Genomic DNA, 21,834 nt, shown 5'->3' on the forward strand with positions numbered 1-21,834 from the left:
CTTTAAATTATCAATCTTGATGATTTTATAAAGTATTATTTATATATTTTTCAAATTTAGAAAATAACGTGTTGAAGTTATGAGTAGTAACATTTGCTACTTCTTTGGAGGTGATATTTTTGAGTTCGGCAATTTTCTCGGCAACATATCTAACAAACGCCGGTTCGTTTTGTTTGCCACGCATAGGGATTGGTGCTAAATAAGGTGAGTCTGTTTCGATTAATAACCTATCAAGCGGTACATATTTGACTATTTCTTGCAAATCGGTTGCATTCTTGAAAGTAATAATACCGGACATTGAAATATATAAGCCTATGTCTAGCATTTTTGTTGCTAGATTTTTTGAGGAGGTAAAGCAGTGAATCAGCCCAGGAAATTTGCTATTACGCATTTCTGAAGTTAAAATATCAATAGTGTCTTCATCTGCTTCTCTTGTATGAATAATAGCAGGTAGGCTTGCGGCAGATGCCTCATGTATATGTGCTACAAGCGAATCTTTTTGTAATTTTTTATTGTAAGGTTCGTGATAATAATCAAGACCTGTTTCACCGATTCCAATAATTTTCGGATGCTTGGTAAGCTCTATTATTGCTGAATTAGTAATTAGCCGGCTGCTTTCATTTACCTCGCACGGATGTACCCCAACACTCGCAAAAACATTTTCATATTTTTCGGCTATTTCTAAAATACTTGATAAATCTTCAAGTTTAGTGCAGATAGTTTGCATATACTGCACATTATTTTCTAACGCTCTTTGAATGACAGAATCTAAATCTGTATCTTTGGTAAGTAAATTAAGATGACAATGTGAATCTATCAAAATATTATTATTCATATTTCTAGTATTTATGCGTAGGTTAAGCGTATTCTATGTCATTCCTGCGGAGGCGTTGTTGCGTAGACTGAAAAACGCATTCGCTGTCATACCGTGGCTTGACCACGGTATCCAGTTAAAAATAGAAAAATAGTAATATTGTAGGCTGTTTACTGGATGCCGTGGTCAAGCCACGGCATGACACAGTTGATATAATCTCTAAACCTCTTCTACTCTTGGAAATATTATAGTAGGTTCTAAAATAGCAGTTCCTACAGTTAAAGCATAACCACGCACTAAATGCTTAAATAGACGCTCTTTTTTATTTACCCCTAACTGATCAAGCATTTTGTTTGCTGAAGTCGGCACAAAAGGTTGAAGCATTATCGCAATATAGCGTAAAACCTCTAGTAAAGCGTATAACACCTCTAACATCTTATCGTGATCGGTTTTTTTCAAATTCCAAGGAGCTGCACTATCAATATAGATATTTGCCTCTTCGGCCAAATTAATAATATTCTCAAGAACCTTATTAATTTCAATTTTTTCCATCAATAAAATATTCTGCTCAGCAAATTTACTTGCAGCTTTTAAAATCGGTAGCTCATATATTTTATCTATAACGCTTTGCGTAAGTAGCGGCACTTTGCCATCATTATTTTTATAAACAAAAGCCGTAGTACGCTGCAATAAATTACCGATTTTGTTTGATAACTCACTATTGATGCGAGTAATTAAATTACTACGGGCAAAATTACCGTCCGCACCAAAAGTTACTTCACGCATCAAAAAATACCTAACCTGATCAACGCCAAATTCATCAATTAACTTAATCGGATCAATGGTATTACCAAGAGATTTAGAAATTTTTTGTCCCTCATTCGTCCACCAACCGTGAGCCATAATTGTTTTCGGCAGAGGAATTGCAGCAGCCATTAAGAAAGCAGGCCAATAAACGGCATGAAAACGTAAGATATCTTTACCGACTACATGTAAATCAGCTGACCAAAATTTACCGTAATTACTTTGTTCATCAGGATAACCGAGTGCCGAAATATAATTAGCAAGAGCATCAAGCCAAACATAAATTACGTGTTTTTCATTATTTGGGACTTTTATTCCCCAGTTAAAAGTAGTACGTGATACCGATAAATCTTTTAAGCCCGATTTAACAAAGCTAATTACTTCGTTACGCCTTGATATAGGTCTAATAAAATCAGGGTTTAGCTCATAAAGCTCAAGCAATTTATCTTGCCATTTTGAAAGATTAAAGAAGTAGCTAGGCTCTTTAACCCATTCAACCGAAGCTCCAGTCGGTGCTAAGCCGTCACTCGTAAGTTCCGACTCATCATAAAAAGCTTCATCCCGTACTGCATACCACCCTTCATAAAAACCCTCATAAATAGTGCCGTTATCTAGTAATTTCTGCCAAAAAACAGCTACAGCTTCTTTATGCCTATTTTCCGTTGTTCTAATAAAATCATCATTAGAAATATGCATAGAGGTCATGAGATGACGAAAACTCTCGGAGGTCTGATCGGTAAATTGTTGAGGATCGATATTTTTATTAATAGCTGCTTTTTCTACTTTCTGCCCATGCTCGTCGGTACCTGTTAGAAACATTACATCGAAGCCGCAAAGACGCATGAAACGGGCAATTACGTCACTAGCAACGCTGGTATAAGCATGACCGATATGGGGAACATCGTTAACATAATATATAGGGGTCGTGATATAATAAGTATTCTTCATAAATGCTTTTTTATTAACTCATGTACTTCAAGCGGACTGAAATCTGAAGCTTTAATTGTCTTTATTCTCTCGGGAAATCTACTACTTAATTCTTTAAAGCAATCATAGATTTTTTTATAAAAATCTATACCTCTTATGTCAAATTTATTACTCATATTTCGTAAATTTACTCTCTTAATAGCAGTATCCGGCTCTACGTCAATAAAGAAAGTAATATCCGGTATAAGAGGAGGCATTAAAGTTTTGTGCAGATTATATACTAAATCTATGCCGTTTTCTAGCTCTAATCCTTGATAGCATGCCGTTGAGTCAAGAAATCTATCGCATATTACGATATACCCCTTTTGCAGAGCCGGTATAATCTTCCGCACCATATGATCATAACGTGCTGCCATAGCTTGTAATAATTCAGACATTGGCAGTAATTCTTCATGCACTAGAATTTCACGCATTTTTTCGGCTACGATAGTACCGCCGACTTCACGAGTTAAAATAACGGGAGTATTTTGAGATTTTAAATATTCATAGAGCATTTGAGATTGGGTAGATTTACCGATCCCCTCCCCTCCCTCAAACGTAATAAACTTTCCTTGTTTCAAATTATTCATTAATATCAGTCATTTTTAAAACTTAATAAATGATGTGTTATTTCTGCGGAAAGCTTACCCAGCGTGGATTGTAAAAAGCGGTTCAATATTATTCCCGCGTAAGCAGGAATCCAGTAAAATACATATAAATTTATTTTTTTATATGTTTATTTTATCAAATACGTACCAATACTAAGGTTATTTTCTAGATTCCTGCTCTCGCAGGAATGACATAGGGAAATAACTCATCATTTTATAATAATAATATCTCTTAAAAAAATATTTACAAGGAAGATTATATACTTATAATTCATTAAAATTTTAAATTATTAACATATGAACAATTCGTTAAGCAAAAGGGATTTTTCCATCCTAATCGGTAATACAATGGATCATTTCGATACTGCACTTTATGGGTTTCTTGCACCGTTACTTGCCGGTATTTTCTTTCCAAATCATGATAAAGTCGTCGCCTTAATACTTACCTATAGCGTTCTTGCTACCTCTTTATTTACACGTCCGATTGGTTCTTATTTTTTTGGTGTTATTGCTAAAAAATACGGCGGGGTTTTTGCTTTGTCTCATTCTTTGATTGGAGTTACTTTAAGCACTGCTCTAATCGGTCTAATACCTTCTCATGCCCAAATAGGCTGGCTTGCACCACTATTACTAGTTGTGCTTAGAACGTTGCAAGGAGTATATTCCGAGGGTGAATGTGCTATTGCTAAATTATATATTTTAGAAAATAAAGACGAAACAAAAGCATTTAAAGCTTCTTACCTTTATCAAACCTCTACTATGGTCGGTATTATTCTTGCTTCATTTATCAGCACTATAGTGTTAAATGTCGATTATAATGAATATTGGCGTTTATGTTTTATATTCGGTGGGTTTACGGCTCTTGTAGGTTATTTTTTAAGGAAGAGTGATTCTATTAGAGTAAGCCCTTCACTGTCATTCCGCGACTTGATCGCGGAATCCAGTAAAAACCTTAAAAAAACTAATACTATAAGTTATTTTCTGGACCCCGTGATCAAGCCACGGGGTGACAATAAAGGTTTCTGGATTCCCGCTTTCGCGGGAATGACATTTTTACACGATCTCGTTACAATTTGGAACAGTAAACTAAGCATCTTACGGGTTAGTTTTGCCGTAGGCTTCTCATATATGACTTATATAGTGCCTTTTGTATTTATGAATAGTTTTATTCCTCTTATTACCGATATACCACTCGAAACAATGATGAAGTTTAATACCGAGTTTCTAATTTTCGATATGGTTATGATTCCGATAATTGGACATCTAACTAAAAAACTACATTATCTTAAAATACTAAGCGGCACTCTTATTTTAATGAGTTTCAGTATAATTCCTTTATGGTTATTCTTGAATAACTCGTCTATATGGTATGTTAATTTTGTACGTATTTGGATTATAGTACTTGGAGTTAGTTTCTTAGCACCTTTAAATTGCTGGCTAAATGATTTGTTTAAAACCGCCGATAAATATATGCTAGTCGGTATCAGCAGTAGTATCGGCTCTTCACTAATCGGACGTCTCGCCCCTTCTACCTACCTAATGCTTTGGCATGTAACAGGTAGCTCTTTGTCAATTGCGGTTTATATAACTGTAATATCTGCAATAACCTTATGGGCTGTGAGAGTGAGAAGTTAATAAAAAGTCACACTCAATAATATACCGACATAATTATTAGCTCTGAACCTTGTCATACAATTAGCAGGGTTTTGAATATCTAGAGTTGCTACTTGTAATATCAATAAAATCAAAGCAGCTAAGATAGGTAGATAGTTGATATTATGATTAGCTATCTTTGTTGCTAGAATAAATAACAATGTAAAACCTATATAACATATATAAAGCCAAAACTTATAATGCTTGTTCTCTAAATATACGCTTAATGATTTCACTCCTATTTTCTTATCGTCTTTTATATCCATAAAGCCATAAATCGTATCATAGCCGGTTGCCCAAGAACAGCATGCTAAATACATAATAATTGCTGCCACATCAAGCTTATCCTGAACTGCCGCATAAGCTATTAACGCTCCTAGCTTAAAGGTAAATCCCATAAATATTTGCGGGAAGTAGGTAATACGTTTCATTAACGGGTATATGCTAATCATTATTACTGCAAAAAACCCCGTATATATAGCTGTTTTACTTAAAAGTAATAAAATAAAAAGCGAGATAATGCTAAGAATAAAGAGTATAAAAATAGCATAAGAAACAGATAAAGCACCGCTTGCTAAAGGTCGATCTTTAGTCCTTGCTACATGCTTATCAAATTTCCGATCAAATATATCGTTAATAATACATCCACTACTTCTAGTCGTTATACTTCCTAAAATAAATAGCGGTAATAAATGAGCTAATTCTGTGTTAGAAGGATTTGCTAGTAATAATCCAAATAAAGCAGGAAAGAAAACTAGCAAATAAGCTACCGGCTTATCTGCCCGCATTAATTTTAAAGTAAGTAGAAGTTTATTTAGCATTACTATATTAAACTTTAAATTTAAATAAATATAGATATTATACATAATTTAAGATAAAATACGCTGCAAAATAAAGCTACTAGATTTTATGGTCAAAAAATTAAAACACGATTCTTTAGTAAAAATAATAATGACCGATCCGGTAGCAGCCAAAGAATTTCTAGAATATTATTTGCATGATGATTTTAAGAACTTAGTAGATTTGTCAAAAATAGTAATAGAGCAAGAAAGCTATATAGAGGAATCTTTAAATAATATAGTATATAATAATTAGTACTAAGCGTAAAGAAGAAGCATTTGTTTATATACTAATTGAAGCTCAATCAACCGTTGATTATTGGACGGCTTTGCGGTTATGGAAATATACGTTATTATTATGTGAAAGACATAAGAAAGGAAGAAATAAATTGCCGCTAGTTGATAATTTAGTTATTTATAACGGTAAAGAAGTTTATAATGCTCCCAAAAATCTATGGAGTTTATTTACTGATAGCACGATGGCAAAAAAATTAATGACAGCAGACTATAAACTAGTTGATTTGCAAGCTATGTCAGATGATGAAATTGTAAAGAAAAAGCATTTAGGTATGCTAGAATACATGATGAAGCATATCCATATGCGGGATATGATAAAACTATGGGAGAAATGTTTAACAGAGTTTAAACATATTATAATATTGGACAAAGAGAAAGGTTATATTTACCTTAGGTCATTTTTATGGTATACTGACGCAAAATTATCAGAACAGAAACAACCGGAATTAGTACAAGTATTTACTAAGCATTTATCATCTAAATATAAGGATAGCATTATGAAAACTATAGCACAAAAATATGCAGAAAAATATATGAGAGAAGGTCTGATACAAGGAGTGCAAGAAGGGATAAAACAAGGAATGCAAGAAGATATTAAGATAGGAGAGGCTAAAGGTGAGCATAATCAAGCAGTAATAATAGCAAAAAAATGCTCTCTCAAGGATTCAAAATTCCTATTATCGCTGATCTTACCGGTCTTAAAGAAACCTTTATTCGTTCAATTGTAAAAAAGTGATTTTTTAAATTGTATAAGTTTAAAAAACCGCAATAATTGTGCAAGCACCTCTTGCACAAATTCTAAATCTCCATATCTTCCAAAAGAAAAGTAACGTTGCTGTTGTCATAATGACGAAAAAAGCAATGCATATATTGTCATAATCACATATAACCTTTATAATAACATTCTTGAATCAACTACAAAATCTATGAAAGAATTTCCGAAAAATTATAATTTTACAGAAAATGAAAAAAAATGGCAGAGAATTTGGCAAGAAAAACAAATTTATGCTTATGATCCAAATATTTCAAAAGAAGAAACTTATATAGTTGACACGCCGCCTCCGACTGTTTCAGGACAACTACATATCGGTCATGTTTACAGCTATACGCAAACTGATTTTATTGTACGATTTCAGCGTATGATAGGCAAAAATATCTTTTATCCTATGGGTTTTGACGATAACGGACTACCGACCGAGAGACTTGTTGAAAAGCAGAAGCAGATCAAAGCTTATAATATGGGAAGAGACGAATTTATAAAAATTTGCGAAGAGGTAGTAGCAAGTGAAGAAGAAAAATTTAGAAGTCTATTTAACCAAATAGCCTTATCGGTTGATTGGAGTTTAGAGTATCAAACTATCAGTCTGTTATCTCGAAAAATATCCCAAATGTCTTTTCTTGATTTAGTTAAGAGAGGCGAAGTATACCGCAATGATCAGCCTATATTATGGGATCCGGTAGACGGTACTGCTCTTGCTCAAGCCGATATTGAGGACACCGAAAAAACCTCGTTCATGAATTATATCACTTTTAAAACCGAGCAAGGAGACCCGCTTACTATAGCAACTACAAGACCTGAGTTATTACCGGCTTGCGTAGCCGTATTTCATCACCCTGACGATGGACGTTATAAGCATCTAGCAGACAAATTTGTTATAACTCCGCTTTTTAAAGATAAAGTTCCACTGCTTGCCGATCCTTTAGTACAACAAGATAAAGGTACAGGTTTAGTTATGTGCTGTACGTTTGGTGATCAAACGGATATTACTTGGTGGAAAACACATAATCTACCTTTAAAAACTATTATCACCACAAAAGGTACGATAGACTTCCCTAATGATATCGGTATAGACGGATTGAAAATTAAAGAAGCTCGAGCAAAAATAATAGATATTTTACAAGAGCAGAATTTACTTATTAAACAAGAAGAAATAACTCATACCGTCAAATGTGCCGAGAGGTCAGGTTCACCGCTTGAAATTTTAACCGTGCCGCAATGGTTCGTTAAAACGATATCACATAAAGAAGCATTACTGAAAAGAGCAAATGAGCTAAATTGGCATCCTAAAAATATGAAGATTCGTTTAGAAAATTGGATTAATGCCATTAGCTGGGATTGGTGTATAAGTAGGCAGCGTTATTTCGGTGTACCGTTTCCTGTTTGGTACTCTAAAAGAGTAGGAGAAGAAGGTAAGATTTTATATGCCGATATTTCGCAGCTACCAGTTGATCCTTTAAGAGATTTACCTATTGGTTATAGTAGAGATGAAGTGGAACCTGATCTAGACGTCATGGATACTTGGGCCACAAGCTCCGTTTCGCCGCAACTTTCAACTCATGGTATCTCTGATGATTTCGCTGTTAATAAAAATAGGCACGATAAATTATTTCCGATGGATTTAAGACCTCAAGCACACGAAATTATCAGGACTTGGGCATTCTATACTATCCTAAAAGCACATCTACATCAAAATACTTTGCCGTGGAAAAATATCATGGTAAGCGGTTGGTGTTTAGCTGAAGATCGAAGTAAAATGTCAAAATCTAAGGGCAATGTTTTAGTTCCTGAAAAGCTGCTAGAGCAGTACGGTTCTGACGTAATACGTTATTGGTCGGCAAATTCAAGGCTAGGTGCCGATACCGCCTACTCGGAAGACGTTATGAAAAACGGCAAACGACTAGTTAATAAGCTGCGGCATGCTGCTAAATTCGTTTCTATTCATTTTGATAAATTAAAAGATGAAGATAAAAAAGCAAAGCTTTTAGAGGTTAAAGAAAAAATCACTAACGAGTTTGATAAATGGATGATTAATAAGTTAGTAGAGCTAGTGAATGCAGCAACAAATGAGTTACAAAACTACGAATATGCAAATACTATGCATCTGACGGAAAAATTCTTTTGGGCGGTATTTTGTGATAATTATTTAGAGATTAGTAAAACACGAGCTTATGATGAAGAAAATAAAAACCTAAGCGGACAATATAGTAGCATATTAACTTTATATCATGTGATGCAAACGTTACTGAAACTATTTGCACCGTTCATGCCGCATATTACCGAAGAATTATACCAAATATTATACAATGATAAAGAATCTATCCATATAAAAGGTACCTTTGCTAACTATGATAATTTACATTACAATATAGATACAAAACAAGCAGAAGGGCTGCTTGAAATCCTAGATATCGTCAGGAAATTTAAAGCCGAGAAGAATTTATCTATAAAAGCTCCGATAAAATTGCTTAAAATTAGTGGCATAGTATTATCTGAAGAATTAGCAGAAGATTTAAAAAACGTCACATCAGCAGAAGAAATAAAATTTGAGATTCAAGGTGATAAAATTAAAATCGATATTATCCTTTAAAAATATTTTAGGCTTAATTCTTATTATTTTTGCCGGTATATTTTTTTATGCTTATATATTAGAGCATGATTGGCGATATGTACTGTTAAGTGATGAACAAGTAAAACAATACAGAATTAGCGAGAAAAGAGCTACTGCTCTTTATCAGCTAATGAAAGACACTCATGAGCTACTTGGTAAGAATAATATTAATTATTGGATAGAAGGCGGAACTCTACTTGGTGCAGTAAGACATAAAGGCATAATTCCTTTTGATGATGATTTAGATATCGGTATTATGCATGAAGACGAAATACGTCTGCAACAAATATTACCGCAATTTGAGCAGCTCGGTTATACTGTTTCCTACGAGAGAGCTTATAATATATGTAAAGCAGGGTGTTTAGATATTTTCATTTCTCATAAGGAGAGAGATAAATTTATATACACTAATTTAGCCGCTCGAAATAAGTATCCAAAGAGTTCGTTTTATGATAATGAATTATACCCATTAAAAAAATATAAATTCGGTAGTATAGAGGTTTATGGTCCAGCTGATCCTATAGGGAACCTAAATAGGCAATATCCGGAATGGGATAAGTATGCAGTGATAGAGCATTCCCATAGCTTACATTTGCCTTTCTTATCGAATATCGAGAAAAAAACCAAATTTATACTCACACCGGAATTGTTAAAACCGGCTCAGCCGCTCGGGCCGCTAGAAGATAAAGTGAATATAGTCAATTCAGCCACATTTAGTGGTATGTGCAAGGATACAGCTTATAATTAAATGTCGAGTTGGTTATGACTATTTCGACATTTACAATAGAATGGTCATATAATTTGCATGTGTAAACAAAGCTCACTATTGTACGAATATTGATAATATCATTTCTACTTCTAGCAGCGTTGTTGCATGGATCCGATGTCATTCTAGCAACGGCGGGAATCTAGAAAAAATAACCTTAATATTGATACAAAAATTATATATTATTGATAAAATAAACGTATAAAAACAAGTTTTTTATACGTTTGACTGGATTCCCGTTTTTACAAAAATTCGCATTAAATAAGTTGAGATAAAAAAGTAATAGCCGGTACTATCCATAAGCCCGGTTTATCAAAGCAAGAATTGGAAATAGCTTGTTTATTTTGAATTACTTGAAAACTAAACTCAGGTTTAAGTAATTCATGAAAATATTTTAAACTCGGAGAAACTACTGAATCACTTACTTTTGCTTCCACCAAAATCCAAGGTTTGTTATCCTTAGTTATTACTAAATCAACTTCACGTTTTTGTTTATCACGAAGATAGTATAAACCAAAATCACCCAGCCCTGTTTCATTCCAAAAATATACGGCTTTTAAAAGTAAGAAGCTACAAGATTTTCAAATTTTGCTCCTATATCTTTTATTTGTGACCAGTCCCAAAGATAATATTTAGGTTCTTTTATTAAGCTCCTTACAACATTTTTAGACCAAGGTTTGATCGCAAAACAATAATAATGTTTGTCTAGCAAAGAGAGCCATCTTCTTATTGTTTGATCTGAAACTCTAACTTTGTTAGCAAGATTTGTATAGCTTATTAATGAGCCTGCTTGCTCGTTTATAATGGTAGCAAGTAATTCTAACGCATAAATATTATTTATATCTTCAGTATTTTTTATATCTTCCCTAAATAATTGCTCAAATCTTTGATTACTCCATATTCTATGAAATGTTGTAGTTGCTTTTAAATATGCTTCGGCAAATCCTCCAAAATTTATTAGAGCTTCAAATTCATCGGTAGTGATATTTTTAGGATTTTTATATAATCAATGTTATTATCAAAATTTTTAGCTATTTCAGATACCGATAACGAATGCACAGTTCAATTTATGTAGCGTCCCATTAGACTATCACCACCTTTTTTATATATATTTAATTTAGCACTGCCGGTTATAATAAATTCAATATTTTCTCCGAATTTATCATAAAATCCTTTTACAAGATTTTTCCAATCTTTATATTTATAAATTTCATCCAGTATTAAGCATGGTTTCTTATCAGATATAGTAGACAGTAGATTTTCAAAAAGTTCTATATGCTTGTTTAAGATTTTATTTCTATCTTCTAGATAATCCCAATTTAGGTAAATTGAATTGGGGTTAGGCTTAATTACTTGTTTTGATATTGTAGTTTTTCCTACTTGTCTTGCTCCGCTTATAAATACAAGCTTATCGTAATTTGTTAGATATTCTTCAACTTGCTTTTTATATAACCTATCCATTATAATAACTCTATAGTTTATAAAAATATTATAAGTAAATGTCGAAATGGTCACATAAAACATATGCCTTACTTGTTACCGGTTATCATAACTACAGCATTTATTTTATTAGCTTTGATAATTTGGTTTTATATAAAAACTAAAACCTTACGGACGCAGCTACAATTCTTATCAGGGCAGAATCGAGAAATTAGCAATAACAACCAATTATTGAACCAAGAAAAAATAGGATATTTACAGAAAATTGAGCAATTAAAGTGTAAAGTAGAATATCAAGAGCAGACTATTAAGGATTCGGAAAAAATAAGAGAAGAGTCGTTTTCATCAGCAAAAGCTGCCTTATTTGATCTTGGGAAAGATTTGTCCAAGCAATTAATAGAGATACATAAAATGGAAAATACGGCAGCAAGAGAGCTAGCCGAGAAAAATATTGCTACTGCTTCCGGAAAATTTAATAGTGAGTTTGAGCGATTAATTACTATGGTAGGAGCATTAAATAAAGATATAGAGCAGTCCAAGGGTACGGTTGATTTGATAAAACAGTCTCTGCTTTCTCCTATAGGTGCGGGATTACTTGCCGAGATTACGCTTGAGAATATCCTAAAGTCTTCGGGATTACGTCCTAATTTAGATTTCATTATGCAATATGGCTTAACTACGACAGATAGCGGGAAGCTAAGACCCGACGCCCTTATTTTTCTTCCTTCCGGTAATTTAATGGTTATTGATTCCAAAGCTTCTAAATTTCTAGTAGACGAGCAAGATAATAGTGGGAACCTTAGTAAAACTATGAATTATCATTTAAAATCTCTAGCTAATAAAGACTATGCCGAAAATATTCTAACTAATCTAAACAAAAAGGATCAGAGTTTTAACAATGTTATTACTTTAATGTTTTTGCCGACTGAACAAGCCGTTGAGAAAATTATTGCAGCCGATCCTGAATTTTTACAAAAAGCTTGGGGTTGTAATATTTTTCCGGTAGGGCCTGCAGGGCTTATGAATATGCTATCATTTGCAAGATTTCAAATTACCGATCATCGCCGCTCGGAAAATTATAAGGTAATCATTGAAGAAGTTAGAAAGTTATTAAGCTCTATAGGTAGTATAGCCGATTATTCTCAAAAGATCGGTAATAACCTACAAAATATGGTTACTAATTACGATAAATTTGCTGCCTCGTTTAATCGTAATTTTATGTCAAGAGTGAAGAATATGCAAAAACTCGGTATTGATTCAGGGAATAAAGCCATACTGGCAAGCCTTGAGCGTTATCAAATCGTTTCCTCTAAATCAGAAATTATTGAAGTAGAAGCAGCAAATCCACCACAAATAGAAGAAAAATTATAAATAAATGTTTATCGTAACAGGTAATTTAAATGTTAAAAAACTTTCCATAGTTTCTCCTGAAAAAAATAAACATATTATAAGAGTAAGCTTTATTAATATGTGGCCAGGCTTTACAATAGACGAGCTACCAATATAAAAGAGATAATTGAAGAAAACGAAAAAACAATTGTTATAGATCATAACAATTATGACCTTATTATTGATAGTGTTTTTGGTCAAAGAAAGATTAGTAATAAAGATAGTATAAAGATATTTTGCACCAGTGAACCCGTTAGCCCAAAGCTAGAAAATTATGATATATTTATAGGTTTTGATTATATAGATCATCCAAATTATATAAGAATACCTTTATATTATATGTATTTTACTAATGAAGTCAGTACTGAATATAAACGATCAAAATGTAATCCGAATAAACCGTATTTTGCTTGTTTCTTAATCTCTAACGGTATAGAAGATCCTAAAAACGATGGTTGCATAGCAAGAAATCGATTTTTCATAGATTGTCGCTATATAAAAAAGTAGTAAGCGGCGGTAAACATTTAAATACTGAATCTACAATTATACCAAAAGAAAAAACTCGTGAATGGTTATCTAAATGTAAATTTGTTATTGCTTTTGAAAAAAAACATATAAGGGGTATGTTACTGAAAAACCTTTTCAAGCTTATCTAGCGGGAGCAGTACCTATATATTATGCAGACAAAAGTTATATTAAAGATGTAAACCCTAATGCAGTAATATTTGCTCAAGATTATTCAGAAGAAGATTTATATAATTATATTATTTCTGTTGATAAAGATGATGAAAAATATTGTAAGAGATATAATAATCAGATTGTACCGACTTCAGAACATAATTACACCGCAGTAAAAGAAAAATTAAGAAAAAAATTATTACCTTTATTAAATAATCTATAATGCGACAAATTAAAAAATATTTTTTTATAATATCAATTATAATTATTTGTTTATTATTGATTTTTATATTTTTAAAAACTTACCAAATAAGCACTGCTCCACTTAAAGAAAAAGATATTAAAATTTTTATAGTAAACCTAGATCGCAGTACTGATAGATATAACAATATTAGTAAACAATTCGACAATAATAATTTAACCTATGAAAGGTTTAGTGCAGTAGACGGTTATAATTTATCTATAACTGATGCAGCTGGAAAAAGATTTACCGGCTTAGATGTAAAAAATAATCCTTCACTTTTATCGTTTGATAATATTTATACCGTACTTTGTCCTTCAGAAAATATAAATTATCGTCCCGATAGCAAAATATTAAATCATACTTTAACGGCCGGAGCACTCGGTTGTTATTGTAGCCATAGAGAAATTTGGCTTAAAATGGTTAAAGAAAATATACCGTATGCCCTAATAATAGAAGATGATGCTATACTAAATGACGATTTCCGTAATAAATTTTTAACAATGCTTAAGCATTTACCTACTGACTGGGATTTAATTTATTTGTCCTTATTACATTTTAAAAACAAAATATTTTATAATATTTACAATAATCCGTATTTAAAGAAGATAGGTCTTAATGGTTACTTTAATACAACTACAGGTTATTTGATACACTTAAAAGCTGCTCAAAAACTTCTTGAATATAGCAAAAGCTTTACTTTAGAGATTGATAATGTAATACATCAAGCTTTTATGCATCACAAAGTGCAAGCTTATGTCACGTCGCTTTTTTAATACATGCAACATTTAATTCTGAAGATTCAATTATCTTTGAAATGGGAAGAGCACATTAAATAACAAATCAATTAGAAATGCTCGCAGGAGCCTAGGCATGGTACTTCTTCTGTAGGATCCAATATTAATAACTGTATCATCGTTTGTGCCTGAGGCAATCTTATTAAGCCAAGTAAGTGTAGTAGCGGTTTGCTCGGCAATATTCTTACCTGCACTACTAATTGCCTTACCGACATTTAAATCTGATATAGCAGTTGTTAAAACATCTATTAAAGTTGCAAGACTTAAGAATTTTAAATCTTTAATAGACTCAAACATTATTAACGGTACTATCGCTACAGTCAGTCTTACCGCATCATTATAGTAAAACTTTTGAAAAAACACATCATTAGTTAATTTTTCGCCGGTGATATTTTCTATAACTTTATTGCCGCAATATGTTGATACTAATAAAGAAGCAAGATGCATTAATTTAATAGATGTTGATGCATAAAACATTGGATCTTCATAGAATTCTAATTCTGAATTACGCAAGTAAAAACAGATATAATCCCAAATCAGTGTGGCTATTGCCGAACACTAGCAGCACTCTTCCATCCATGATAGGTACTAATGTCTGATTCAATATTGTTAAAATCTATATCTTGATTAGTAAGGTTATTATATATTTCTTGAAGTTTTATTTGCGTGTTCTTATCTTTTTCGGAATGTTTATATAGTAACTGAAAATATGGTTTAATTTCTTCAGGTGCAAGTTCCTTATTCTCAATTAAAGCCGGTACAATTTTATCATGCAAAAATTTAATTAATTTATTTTGCATAAAATTTGTAACTTTACTTTGTTCTTCTACTACTCCTGCAGCCGCAGACCATCGTAAAGAATATCATTATTTAATAAATCAATAGGCTGCAACCCTAAATTAGCAGCATATCTAAAACAAATTGCAGTTGTATTTACGGCATCATTAGCAAAATTTGGAGTGTGATCAAATAAAAATTCAATATCTTTAGCATTTTCGGTGTTATTTTCTAATGCTTGAAACATATTATTATTATTAATCTCTTTAGTTTGTCTATTTTATAAGACCGTACCGGGAAAAGATAATAAAATTTGTAGCATCGCAAGACTAGTAGTCGGTAAAGCACATAACTCATACCAAGGATCCTTTTCATCAATTACATATGAACGTAAAGCAATTACACCCGCTATAAGAGAAGCGTAAGTAATTGCTATTTTACCTGAATGATTACTAACTAAATCTGATTTTTCAGTTAACCAAGAAGCAATTTTGTGATCTTCATTATATTTATTAGTAGCTCTTGCTATTCTAGTAAGACTTTACTCTAATGAATTAAGATAATTTGCAAAATTTAAATGAGCTTTTTTGACTATATTAAACTCGGTTTCATAAGAGGAAGATACACTTAAAGTATTTGTAAGTAATATTGCTTTAGCTATATAGCGATATAAAAAATACTCGGCAGTAAGAGGATATGCCATACTGTCGATTTTTTTGGCTGCTTTAATCAATTTTTCAGATTGATCTAAATTATTTTTTAAAAATACTTGGGCTTTAGTAACCAAGGTATTAAATTCTAATGAATTTATATCCCCTATACCATCTAGCATAGAATCAATAATATTCTTGTTTTCTACTCCTACTAACTCCTGTAGCTTTATATATAAACAATGATCGCGATTATTTATCTCTTCAAAACAATTGCTCCATTGAGAATGATCTATATTCTTATCTTGATACTTTCCGGTAGTAGCTAATTTACTTAGCATTGTTTCTAAATATTGAGTATAAATAAAACTTTGATCTAGTGTTGTTAAATCTTTAAAATTTTAATCACAGAACCATATTTTCAATACCTCACCTAAATTAAAACTAACAAGTGCTGTAGTAGTTTTCCATAATCTTACACCTAAATTTGATATATTATTATAATATTTTATTATTACTTCTAGTTTATTACTCATAATTTCAATTAAATAAATATTAAAGTTAAAATAAAAAATATAAAAACCCCTTAATATTTATTAAAATCTTTTATATGTAATTATTTATAATTTTTAATTATTTTATTATGAGATAACATTAAAACCACAAAGTAGGTTAATGGGTTCTATTATGTCATTCCTGCGAAAGCAGGAATCCAGAAAAAATAACCTTAATATTGAAAAAAATAAACATATAAAAAAACGAGTTTTTTATATGTTTTACTGGATTCCCGCTTTTGCGGGAATAACATAGAGAAGAAATAATATTTACGCCGGTATATCTTCAATAACCGGTTGTTTTTTATTTGATTTTGTAGAAATGAGAGAGGTCATTATCGGTTCTACTAATCCGTTAACCACCTCTTTTGTAATGGTAACACGATGTTTTTTTAACTCGGCGACTTTATACATACTATCAAGCAACAGATGCTCAAGTATTGAACGAAGCCCTCTTGCTCCTGTCTTTTTAGCTAAAGCTTTTTCGGCAATAGCTTCTAGAGCGGAATTCTCAATTATAAGCTCAGCATCATCAAGCTCAAATTGTTTCTGATATTGCTTTACTATGGCGTTCTTAGGCTTAGTTAGAATCGTAATTAAAGCTTCTTTGTCTAACTCATCTAAAGTAGTAACGATAGGTAACCTACCGATAAATTCAGGAATTAAACCGAATTTAGTTAAATCTTCAATCTCTAAGGATTTAAGAATCTCACTATTATTTTTCTCGTTATCTATATTTACGTTAGCTGCAAAACCTATAGAACTATGATTAGTTCTTGCGGTTATAATGCTATCAATCCCCATAAAAGCACCGCCGCAAATAAATAAGATATTTGAAGTATCTAACTGTACGAAATCTTGTTGTGGGTGTTTCCTACCGCCTTGAGGAGGCACGGAAGCAACTGTTCCTTCCATAATTTTAAGTAATGCCTGCTGTACTCCTTCACCCGATACATCCCGTGTAATAGAAGGATTTTCCGATTTACGGGCAATTTTATCAACCTCGTCAATATAAATTATACCTTTTTGTGCTTTTGCTATATTAAACTCGGCTGCTATCAATAAGCGTAGCAAAATATTCTCAACATCTTCACCGACATAACCGGCTTCTGTTAAAGAAGTAGCATCCGCCATAGTAAAAGGCACGTCTAAAATTTTAGCAAGCGTTTGAGCAAGTAAAGTTTTTCCTGAACCGGTAGGACCGATCAGTAAGATATTCGACTTATTAAGCTCAACTTCATTATTGCCGGATTGTACATACTCAAGTCTTTTATAATGATTATATACCGCTACTGCTAAAATCTTTTTAGCTTGATCCTGCCCAACTACATAATCGTTTAAAATTGTACATATTTTTTGCGGCGTTGGAATTGAAGAAGTAATCTGCTTTAACGCAACTTTACTTTCTTCTTTCATAATATCCATGCATAAATCTATACATTCATCACAAATAAATACTGCAGGACCTGCTATCAGTTTTTTTACTTCATGCTGTTTTTTACTACAAAACGAACAAATCAATTCTTTTTTATCAGCTTCTACTACCATTAACTTTCTTTTTTTGTATTTAATTTAACAATTCTTCCTATATTACAGCATTGTTGTACGGATCGGAAGGCCTACTCGAAGTCATTCCCGCGCGTAGGCGGGGAATGACATAAAACGAGCCATATAACAATATTTTAGGCTACTCTTGCATACATATAATAATCTTTATGCTCATTTGCAACTATTTCGTATTTTTTAAGGATTCCTTCCTTAGCAAAACCGCATCTCTCAAGCAGATTGATTGAACGAAAATTATCTGTAATGACTGTTGCTTGGACTCTTACAATGCCTATATAATCAGCAAACTTTAAAATATTCTTTATAGATTTTAACATTATACCTTGACCCCAAAAGCTACAATCTAAATCATAGCTTATTTCTGCTCTATGATGTTCTAGATTTATTATATTAAAACCCGCAGTACCTATTAATTTATTATCGTCTTTAAGGGCAATGCCCCAATAAAAGCTTCTATGATTTTTATATAAACTAGACCAATAACGTATTTCTTCTCTAGCTTCTTCTAAGTCTTTAGGTCTATTACTATCAGTTATATAAATAGCCATTTCCGACTTACTCATATAATTAAAATAATCTTGTGCATCATCTTCAACTAACTCGCGTAAAACTATATCGTTTAAATCAAGTACGGGAAAGGGAGCATATAAATATTCTCTACTTATCATACATATTTAATAGGGTCTTGTATATCATTCTTTTTAAAAGCATCAAGCCTTATCATGCAGGCAAGACATGTACCGCAAGATAAATCATCTTCGGTAGGTTCATAACATGATATCGTATTTTTGTAATCTACACCAAGTTCAAGACCGGTTCTAATTATTTGCTCTTTAGTCATATCAATTAAAGGCGTATGAATAGTAATTTTTTTACCTTGTACTCCCATATTGGTTGCTAAATGCGCCATTTCTTCAAAAGATTTAATATATTCAGGACAACAATCAGGATAATTTGCCGAATCGCTTGTATGCACACCTATAAAAATGTCTTTTGCTCCTATTACTTCTGCAAAACCGAGTGCATAGCTTAAAAATATAGTATTACGAGCAGGCACGTAAGTAACCGGCACATCTTCGGGTAGTTCGTTTACGCCGTGATAATGAGGGACACTTATATTATCGTCGGTGATAGCAGAGCCGCCGAAAGCTCGTAAATCTATATCCACAATCTTATGCTGCTTGACGTTATATTCTTTTACTAACTCTTTAACTTTTCGTAGTTCTGCATTGTTACGCTGTCCGTAGTTAAAACTCATAGCATAGATTTCATAACCCATTTTTTGGGCTATTGCAAGAACCGTAGCAGAATCCGCCCCGCCACTAACCAAATTAACTGATTTTTTCATTTACATATACTAATTACTTATATAAGTAATTAGTATATATATATAAATCTTTATGACTAGAAAAATATCTATCCAAAAACAAGTAGCTAGTACTAAAGATAGTGTTTTAATTAAAAAAGAAAAAAATTCCAATCAAAGAGTTATAAAATTAATACAACAATTATCAGGTAAGAGTACATCAAATATGTCTACCGATGAAATAATGAAATTAACACGAGATTTACCATAAAATATACAAAGATTAAATTCATAACAAAGGCGGAAGCCGCCTTTCGTCTTTGTTATTCATTATTTTATAATTTTCTTTAGAAAGGGGTATAACACACCTTTCTCAAGAAATGAAACATAAATATTCTTGACTAAATTCTTATAATAATCTAAGGTTACGCTGTTAGGTTACTAATATGGCGGGTGTAGCTCAGTTGGTTAGAGCATCAGGTTGTGGTTCTGAGGGCCGCGGGTTCGAATCCCGTCACTCGCCCCATTTTTTTCTTCATGTAAAGTAATTCATGGATATCAAACTTTTATATAGACTGGCTAAATATCTAAGGTTCTATAAAAAAGACTTGGTCATCGTTATGATCTCTTTACTTAGCGTATCAGCTTCATTATTACTAATCGGGAATGTTTTTAGAAATTTAGTTGATAAAGGCTTGAGCAAAGACCATATTTTATCGGTTGATAAACCTATATTATATATTTGTTCATTAATTATCATCTTAAGTATTGCCAGTTTTTTCCGTTCATATTTTATCAATAATGTTGCTGAAAAGGCAGTTAATCAAATAAGAAAAGAAGCTTATAGTAATTTAATTAATTATGAAATTGAAGAGTTTGAAGAATTAAAAATTGGCGATATAATTTCACGCCTAACAAATGATATAGATCAAATATCTACGCTCATCGTTAATTTCTTATCTTTTTTTATTCGCAATTCAGTGATGCTAATCGGCGGCATTACATTAATGTTTTTTGAAAGCTTTAAACTCGCTTCTATAGTAATTATTACCATTCCTATCTTATTAATTCCTTTAATTAAATTCGGCAAGCATGTTAAGGCTTTATCTAAAAAAGCTCTAGAATCTAAATCACTTTTAGCCTCAGATATTGATGAAACTTTTAATAATATTAGAGCTATTTATACTTTTAACAATCAAACAAATAAAATTGCCGATTTTGATACTAAACTACAAAACTATTTAGCATACTGTAAAACCCGTTTAAAAATTCGTGCTTTATTCTTTGCGATTTCAATAGCCGTTATATTTCTTGCAATTACTTTAATCGTTTGGATCGGAGCTTCGGATATAGTTAAAGGTCATTTATCGGCAGGACAAATTATATCGTTTATTTATTATGCAATTATTGCCGGAGTTAGTTGTGGCGGTATTTTTGAGCTACTAAGCGAAATACATTTACCTGTTACCGCACTGGAGAGAATAATTACAATTATAGATAAGACGCCTACAACACATAAACATTATTTAGAATTAAATAATTCCGACTCCGTATCAATAGAATTTAAAAATGTAGATTTTACCTATCATTCAAGACCTAATTTAAGAATTATCAATAACATGTCTTTCAAGATAAATGCCGATAAATTTATTGCCAATAAATTTGTTGGTATTGTAGGTAGATCAGGAGCGGGGAAAAGTACTATAATGCAGCTATTACTACATTTTTACCGGCAAGAAAGCGGCACTATCCTTATTAACAATCAAGATATATCTTATTTAGACCCTATCGAAATCCGTAAATTAATTGCTTATGTTCCTCAGGAAGCCGGTATTTTTTCCGGCACCATAAAATCAAATATTATATTCGGTAATACGGAAGCAAGCGACGATGAAATAAACGAGGTAATAAAAATTACGGGAATAGAAGACTTTGCTACTAAACTTCATGACGGTATAAATACTAAAATCGGTGAGAAAGGGGTGAGATTATCAGGAGGGCAGAAACAAAGCATAGCTATTGCTAGAGCATTACTACGCATGCCGCAAATTTTACTTCTTGATGAAGCAATGAGTGCTTTAGATACAATAAGTGAACAGAAATTATTAAATGCTATAAAAAAAATAATGAAAGGGAAAATTATGATATCAATTGCCCATCGAATTAGTAGTATAGAATCAGCTGATCGTATTTTAGTAATAGATAAAGGTGGAGTAGCAGTTAGCGGAACCCATGATAATTTGTTGCAAAATTCAGAAATTTATCGGAATATTTGTAGAGAGAACAGCTAGCTTAAATAG

24 protein-coding genes, 1 tRNA gene and 1 pseudogene are annotated in these 21,834 nt (G+C 32.1%); 11 read left to right on the forward strand and 15 right to left on the reverse strand.

Annotation, left to right across the window (positions count from 1 at the left end; translation table 11 throughout):
* Positions 1–25: 25 nt before the first annotated feature.
* The 3 genes from ACIAS7_RS00770 to tmk form a co-directional block, all read right to left on the reverse strand.
* Positions 26–823 (reverse strand): TatD family hydrolase, encoded by a 798-nt coding sequence (locus tag ACIAS7_RS00770; RefSeq protein ID WP_473199376.1) that lies wholly within the window; start codon positions 821–823, stop codon positions 26–28.
* A 210-nt stretch (positions 824–1,033) separates the two neighbouring features.
* Positions 1,034–2,566, reverse strand: coding sequence for a methionine--tRNA ligase (gene metG, locus ACIAS7_RS00775; RefSeq protein ID WP_473198921.1), 1,533 nt, complete (start codon positions 2,564–2,566; stop codon positions 1,034–1,036).
* A complete protein-coding gene (gene tmk / locus ACIAS7_RS00780) occupies positions 2,563–3,174 on the reverse strand; it encodes a dTMP kinase (protein ID WP_473198922.1) in 612 nt (203 codons plus the stop codon). The genes metG and tmk overlap by 4 nt, the downstream gene beginning before the upstream one ends.
* A gap of 315 nt (positions 3,175–3,489) precedes the next feature.
* Here tmk and ACIAS7_RS00785 point away from each other — a divergent pair, with 315 nt between their 5' ends.
* The gene (locus ACIAS7_RS00785; protein WP_473198923.1) at positions 3,490–4,827 is read left to right on the forward strand and encodes an MFS transporter; all 1,338 of its coding nucleotides are present in this window, start codon (positions 3,490–3,492) and stop codon (positions 4,825–4,827) included.
* Here ACIAS7_RS00785 and ubiA read toward each other — a convergent pair.
* Positions 4,824–5,666, reverse strand: coding sequence for a 4-hydroxybenzoate octaprenyltransferase (ubiA, locus tag ACIAS7_RS00790; RefSeq protein WP_473198924.1), 843 nt, complete (start codon positions 5,664–5,666; stop codon positions 4,824–4,826). The two genes, ACIAS7_RS00785 and ubiA, sit on opposite strands and share 4 nt — an antisense overlap.
* A gap of 88 nt (positions 5,667–5,754) precedes the next feature.
* On the opposite strand from ubiA, the pseudogene ACIAS7_RS00795 reads away from it, so the two are divergent.
* From ACIAS7_RS00795 to ACIAS7_RS00805, 3 genes and pseudogenes are all read left to right on the forward strand, one after another.
* Positions 5,755–6,717 (forward strand): annotated as a pseudogene (locus ACIAS7_RS00795) (Rpn family recombination-promoting nuclease/putative transposase).
* Between the two features lie 190 nt (positions 6,718–6,907).
* Positions 6,908–9,349 carry a valine--tRNA ligase gene (locus ACIAS7_RS00800; protein ID WP_473198925.1) on the forward strand — a complete coding sequence of 814 codons (2,442 nt, stop codon included), beginning with the start codon at positions 6,908–6,910 and terminating at the stop codon, positions 9,347–9,349.
* On the forward strand, positions 9,318–10,118 hold the full coding sequence (locus ACIAS7_RS00805) for a LicD family protein (protein ID WP_473198926.1): 801 nt from the start codon (positions 9,318–9,320) through the stop codon (positions 10,116–10,118). Before ACIAS7_RS00800 ends, ACIAS7_RS00805 begins: the two co-directional genes overlap by 32 nt.
* 275 nt (positions 10,119–10,393) lie before the next feature.
* Here ACIAS7_RS00805 and ACIAS7_RS00810 read toward each other — a convergent pair whose 3' ends face one another.
* The 3 genes from ACIAS7_RS00810 to ACIAS7_RS00820 form a co-directional block, all read right to left on the reverse strand.
* A complete protein-coding gene (locus ACIAS7_RS00810; protein WP_473198927.1) occupies positions 10,394–10,573 on the reverse strand; it encodes a hypothetical protein in 180 nt (59 codons plus the stop codon).
* Between the two features lie 119 nt (positions 10,574–10,692).
* The gene (locus tag ACIAS7_RS00815; protein ID WP_473199377.1) at positions 10,693–11,121 is read right to left on the reverse strand and encodes a DUF4143 domain-containing protein; all 429 of its coding nucleotides are present in this window, start codon (positions 11,119–11,121) and stop codon (positions 10,693–10,695) included.
* A 77-nt stretch (positions 11,122–11,198) separates the two neighbouring features.
* The gene (locus ACIAS7_RS00820; protein ID WP_473198928.1) at positions 11,199–11,597 is read right to left on the reverse strand and encodes an ATP-binding protein; all 399 of its coding nucleotides are present in this window, start codon (positions 11,595–11,597) and stop codon (positions 11,199–11,201) included.
* A gap of 63 nt (positions 11,598–11,660) precedes the next feature.
* Here ACIAS7_RS00820 and ACIAS7_RS00825 point away from each other — a divergent pair, with 63 nt between their 5' ends.
* The 4 genes from ACIAS7_RS00825 (at position 11,661) to ACIAS7_RS00840 (ending at position 14,660) form a co-directional block, all read left to right on the forward strand.
* Positions 11,661–12,947 carry a DNA recombination protein RmuC gene (locus ACIAS7_RS00825; protein WP_473198929.1) on the forward strand — a complete coding sequence of 429 codons (1,287 nt, stop codon included), beginning with the start codon at positions 11,661–11,663 and terminating at the stop codon, positions 12,945–12,947.
* Between the two features lie 99 nt (positions 12,948–13,046).
* The gene (locus tag ACIAS7_RS00830) at positions 13,047–13,472 is read left to right on the forward strand and encodes an alpha-1,3-fucosyltransferase (RefSeq protein ID WP_473198930.1); all 426 of its coding nucleotides are present in this window, start codon (positions 13,047–13,049) and stop codon (positions 13,470–13,472) included.
* A 163-nt stretch (positions 13,473–13,635) separates the two neighbouring features.
* Positions 13,636–13,866, forward strand: a complete 231-nt coding sequence (locus tag ACIAS7_RS00835) for a hypothetical protein (RefSeq protein ID WP_473199378.1) — start codon at positions 13,636–13,638, stop codon at positions 13,864–13,866.
* A complete protein-coding gene (locus ACIAS7_RS00840) occupies positions 13,866–14,660 on the forward strand; it encodes a glycosyltransferase family 25 protein (protein WP_473198931.1) in 795 nt (264 codons plus the stop codon). The genes ACIAS7_RS00835 and ACIAS7_RS00840 overlap by 1 nt, the downstream gene beginning before the upstream one ends.
* A 30-nt stretch (positions 14,661–14,690) precedes the next feature.
* Here ACIAS7_RS00840 and ACIAS7_RS00845 read toward each other — a convergent pair whose 3' ends face one another.
* The 8 genes from ACIAS7_RS00845 to queC all read right to left on the reverse strand — a co-directional run bounded on the left by ACIAS7_RS00845 (position 14,691) and on the right by queC (position 19,576).
* On the reverse strand, positions 14,691–15,194 hold the full coding sequence (locus ACIAS7_RS00845; protein ID WP_473198932.1) for a hypothetical protein: 504 nt from the start codon (positions 15,192–15,194) through the stop codon (positions 14,691–14,693).
* A gap of 32 nt (positions 15,195–15,226) precedes the next feature.
* A complete protein-coding gene (locus ACIAS7_RS00850) occupies positions 15,227–15,481 on the reverse strand; it encodes a hypothetical protein (protein ID WP_473198933.1) in 255 nt (84 codons plus the stop codon).
* Between the two features lie 29 nt (positions 15,482–15,510).
* A complete protein-coding gene (locus ACIAS7_RS00855; protein WP_473198934.1) occupies positions 15,511–15,705 on the reverse strand; it encodes a hypothetical protein in 195 nt (64 codons plus the stop codon).
* A gap of 294 nt (positions 15,706–15,999) precedes the next feature.
* Entirely contained in the window at positions 16,000–16,449 is a 450-nt protein-coding gene (locus ACIAS7_RS00860) for a hypothetical protein (RefSeq protein WP_473198935.1), read from the reverse strand.
* Positions 16,450–16,509: 60 nt separating this feature from the next.
* Entirely contained in the window at positions 16,510–16,644 is a 135-nt protein-coding gene (locus tag ACIAS7_RS00865; protein WP_473198936.1) for a hypothetical protein, read from the reverse strand.
* Positions 16,645–16,932: 288 nt separating this feature from the next.
* Entirely contained in the window at positions 16,933–18,210 is a 1,278-nt protein-coding gene (gene clpX, locus ACIAS7_RS00870; protein WP_473198937.1) for an ATP-dependent Clp protease ATP-binding subunit ClpX, read from the reverse strand.
* A gap of 134 nt (positions 18,211–18,344) precedes the next feature.
* Entirely contained in the window at positions 18,345–18,896 is a 552-nt protein-coding gene (locus tag ACIAS7_RS00875) for a GNAT family N-acetyltransferase (protein ID WP_473198938.1), read from the reverse strand.
* Complete coding sequence (gene queC / locus ACIAS7_RS00880; RefSeq protein ID WP_473198939.1) at positions 18,893–19,576, reverse strand: 7-cyano-7-deazaguanine synthase QueC; 684 nt, start codon at positions 19,574–19,576, stop codon at positions 18,893–18,895. Before queC ends, ACIAS7_RS00875 begins: the two co-directional genes overlap by 4 nt.
* Positions 19,577–19,628: 52 nt before the next feature.
* Here queC and ACIAS7_RS00885 point away from each other — a divergent pair, with 52 nt between their 5' ends.
* From ACIAS7_RS00885 to ACIAS7_RS00895, 3 genes are all read left to right on the forward strand, one after another.
* Entirely contained in the window at positions 19,629–19,805 is a 177-nt protein-coding gene (locus ACIAS7_RS00885; protein WP_473198940.1) for a hypothetical protein, read from the forward strand.
* Positions 19,806–19,983: 178 nt separating this feature from the next.
* A tRNA-His gene (locus tag ACIAS7_RS00890) sits at positions 19,984–20,060 on the forward strand.
* 25 nt (positions 20,061–20,085) lie between these two features.
* Positions 20,086–21,825: an ABC transporter ATP-binding protein gene (locus ACIAS7_RS00895; RefSeq protein WP_473198941.1), complete on the forward strand. Its 1,740-nt coding sequence runs from the start codon at positions 20,086–20,088 to the stop codon at positions 21,823–21,825.
* The last annotated feature ends 9 nt before the right edge of the window (positions 21,826–21,834 follow it).

The sequence above is a fragment of the Rickettsia sp. 109562A South Dakota genome, assembly GCF_055791265.1.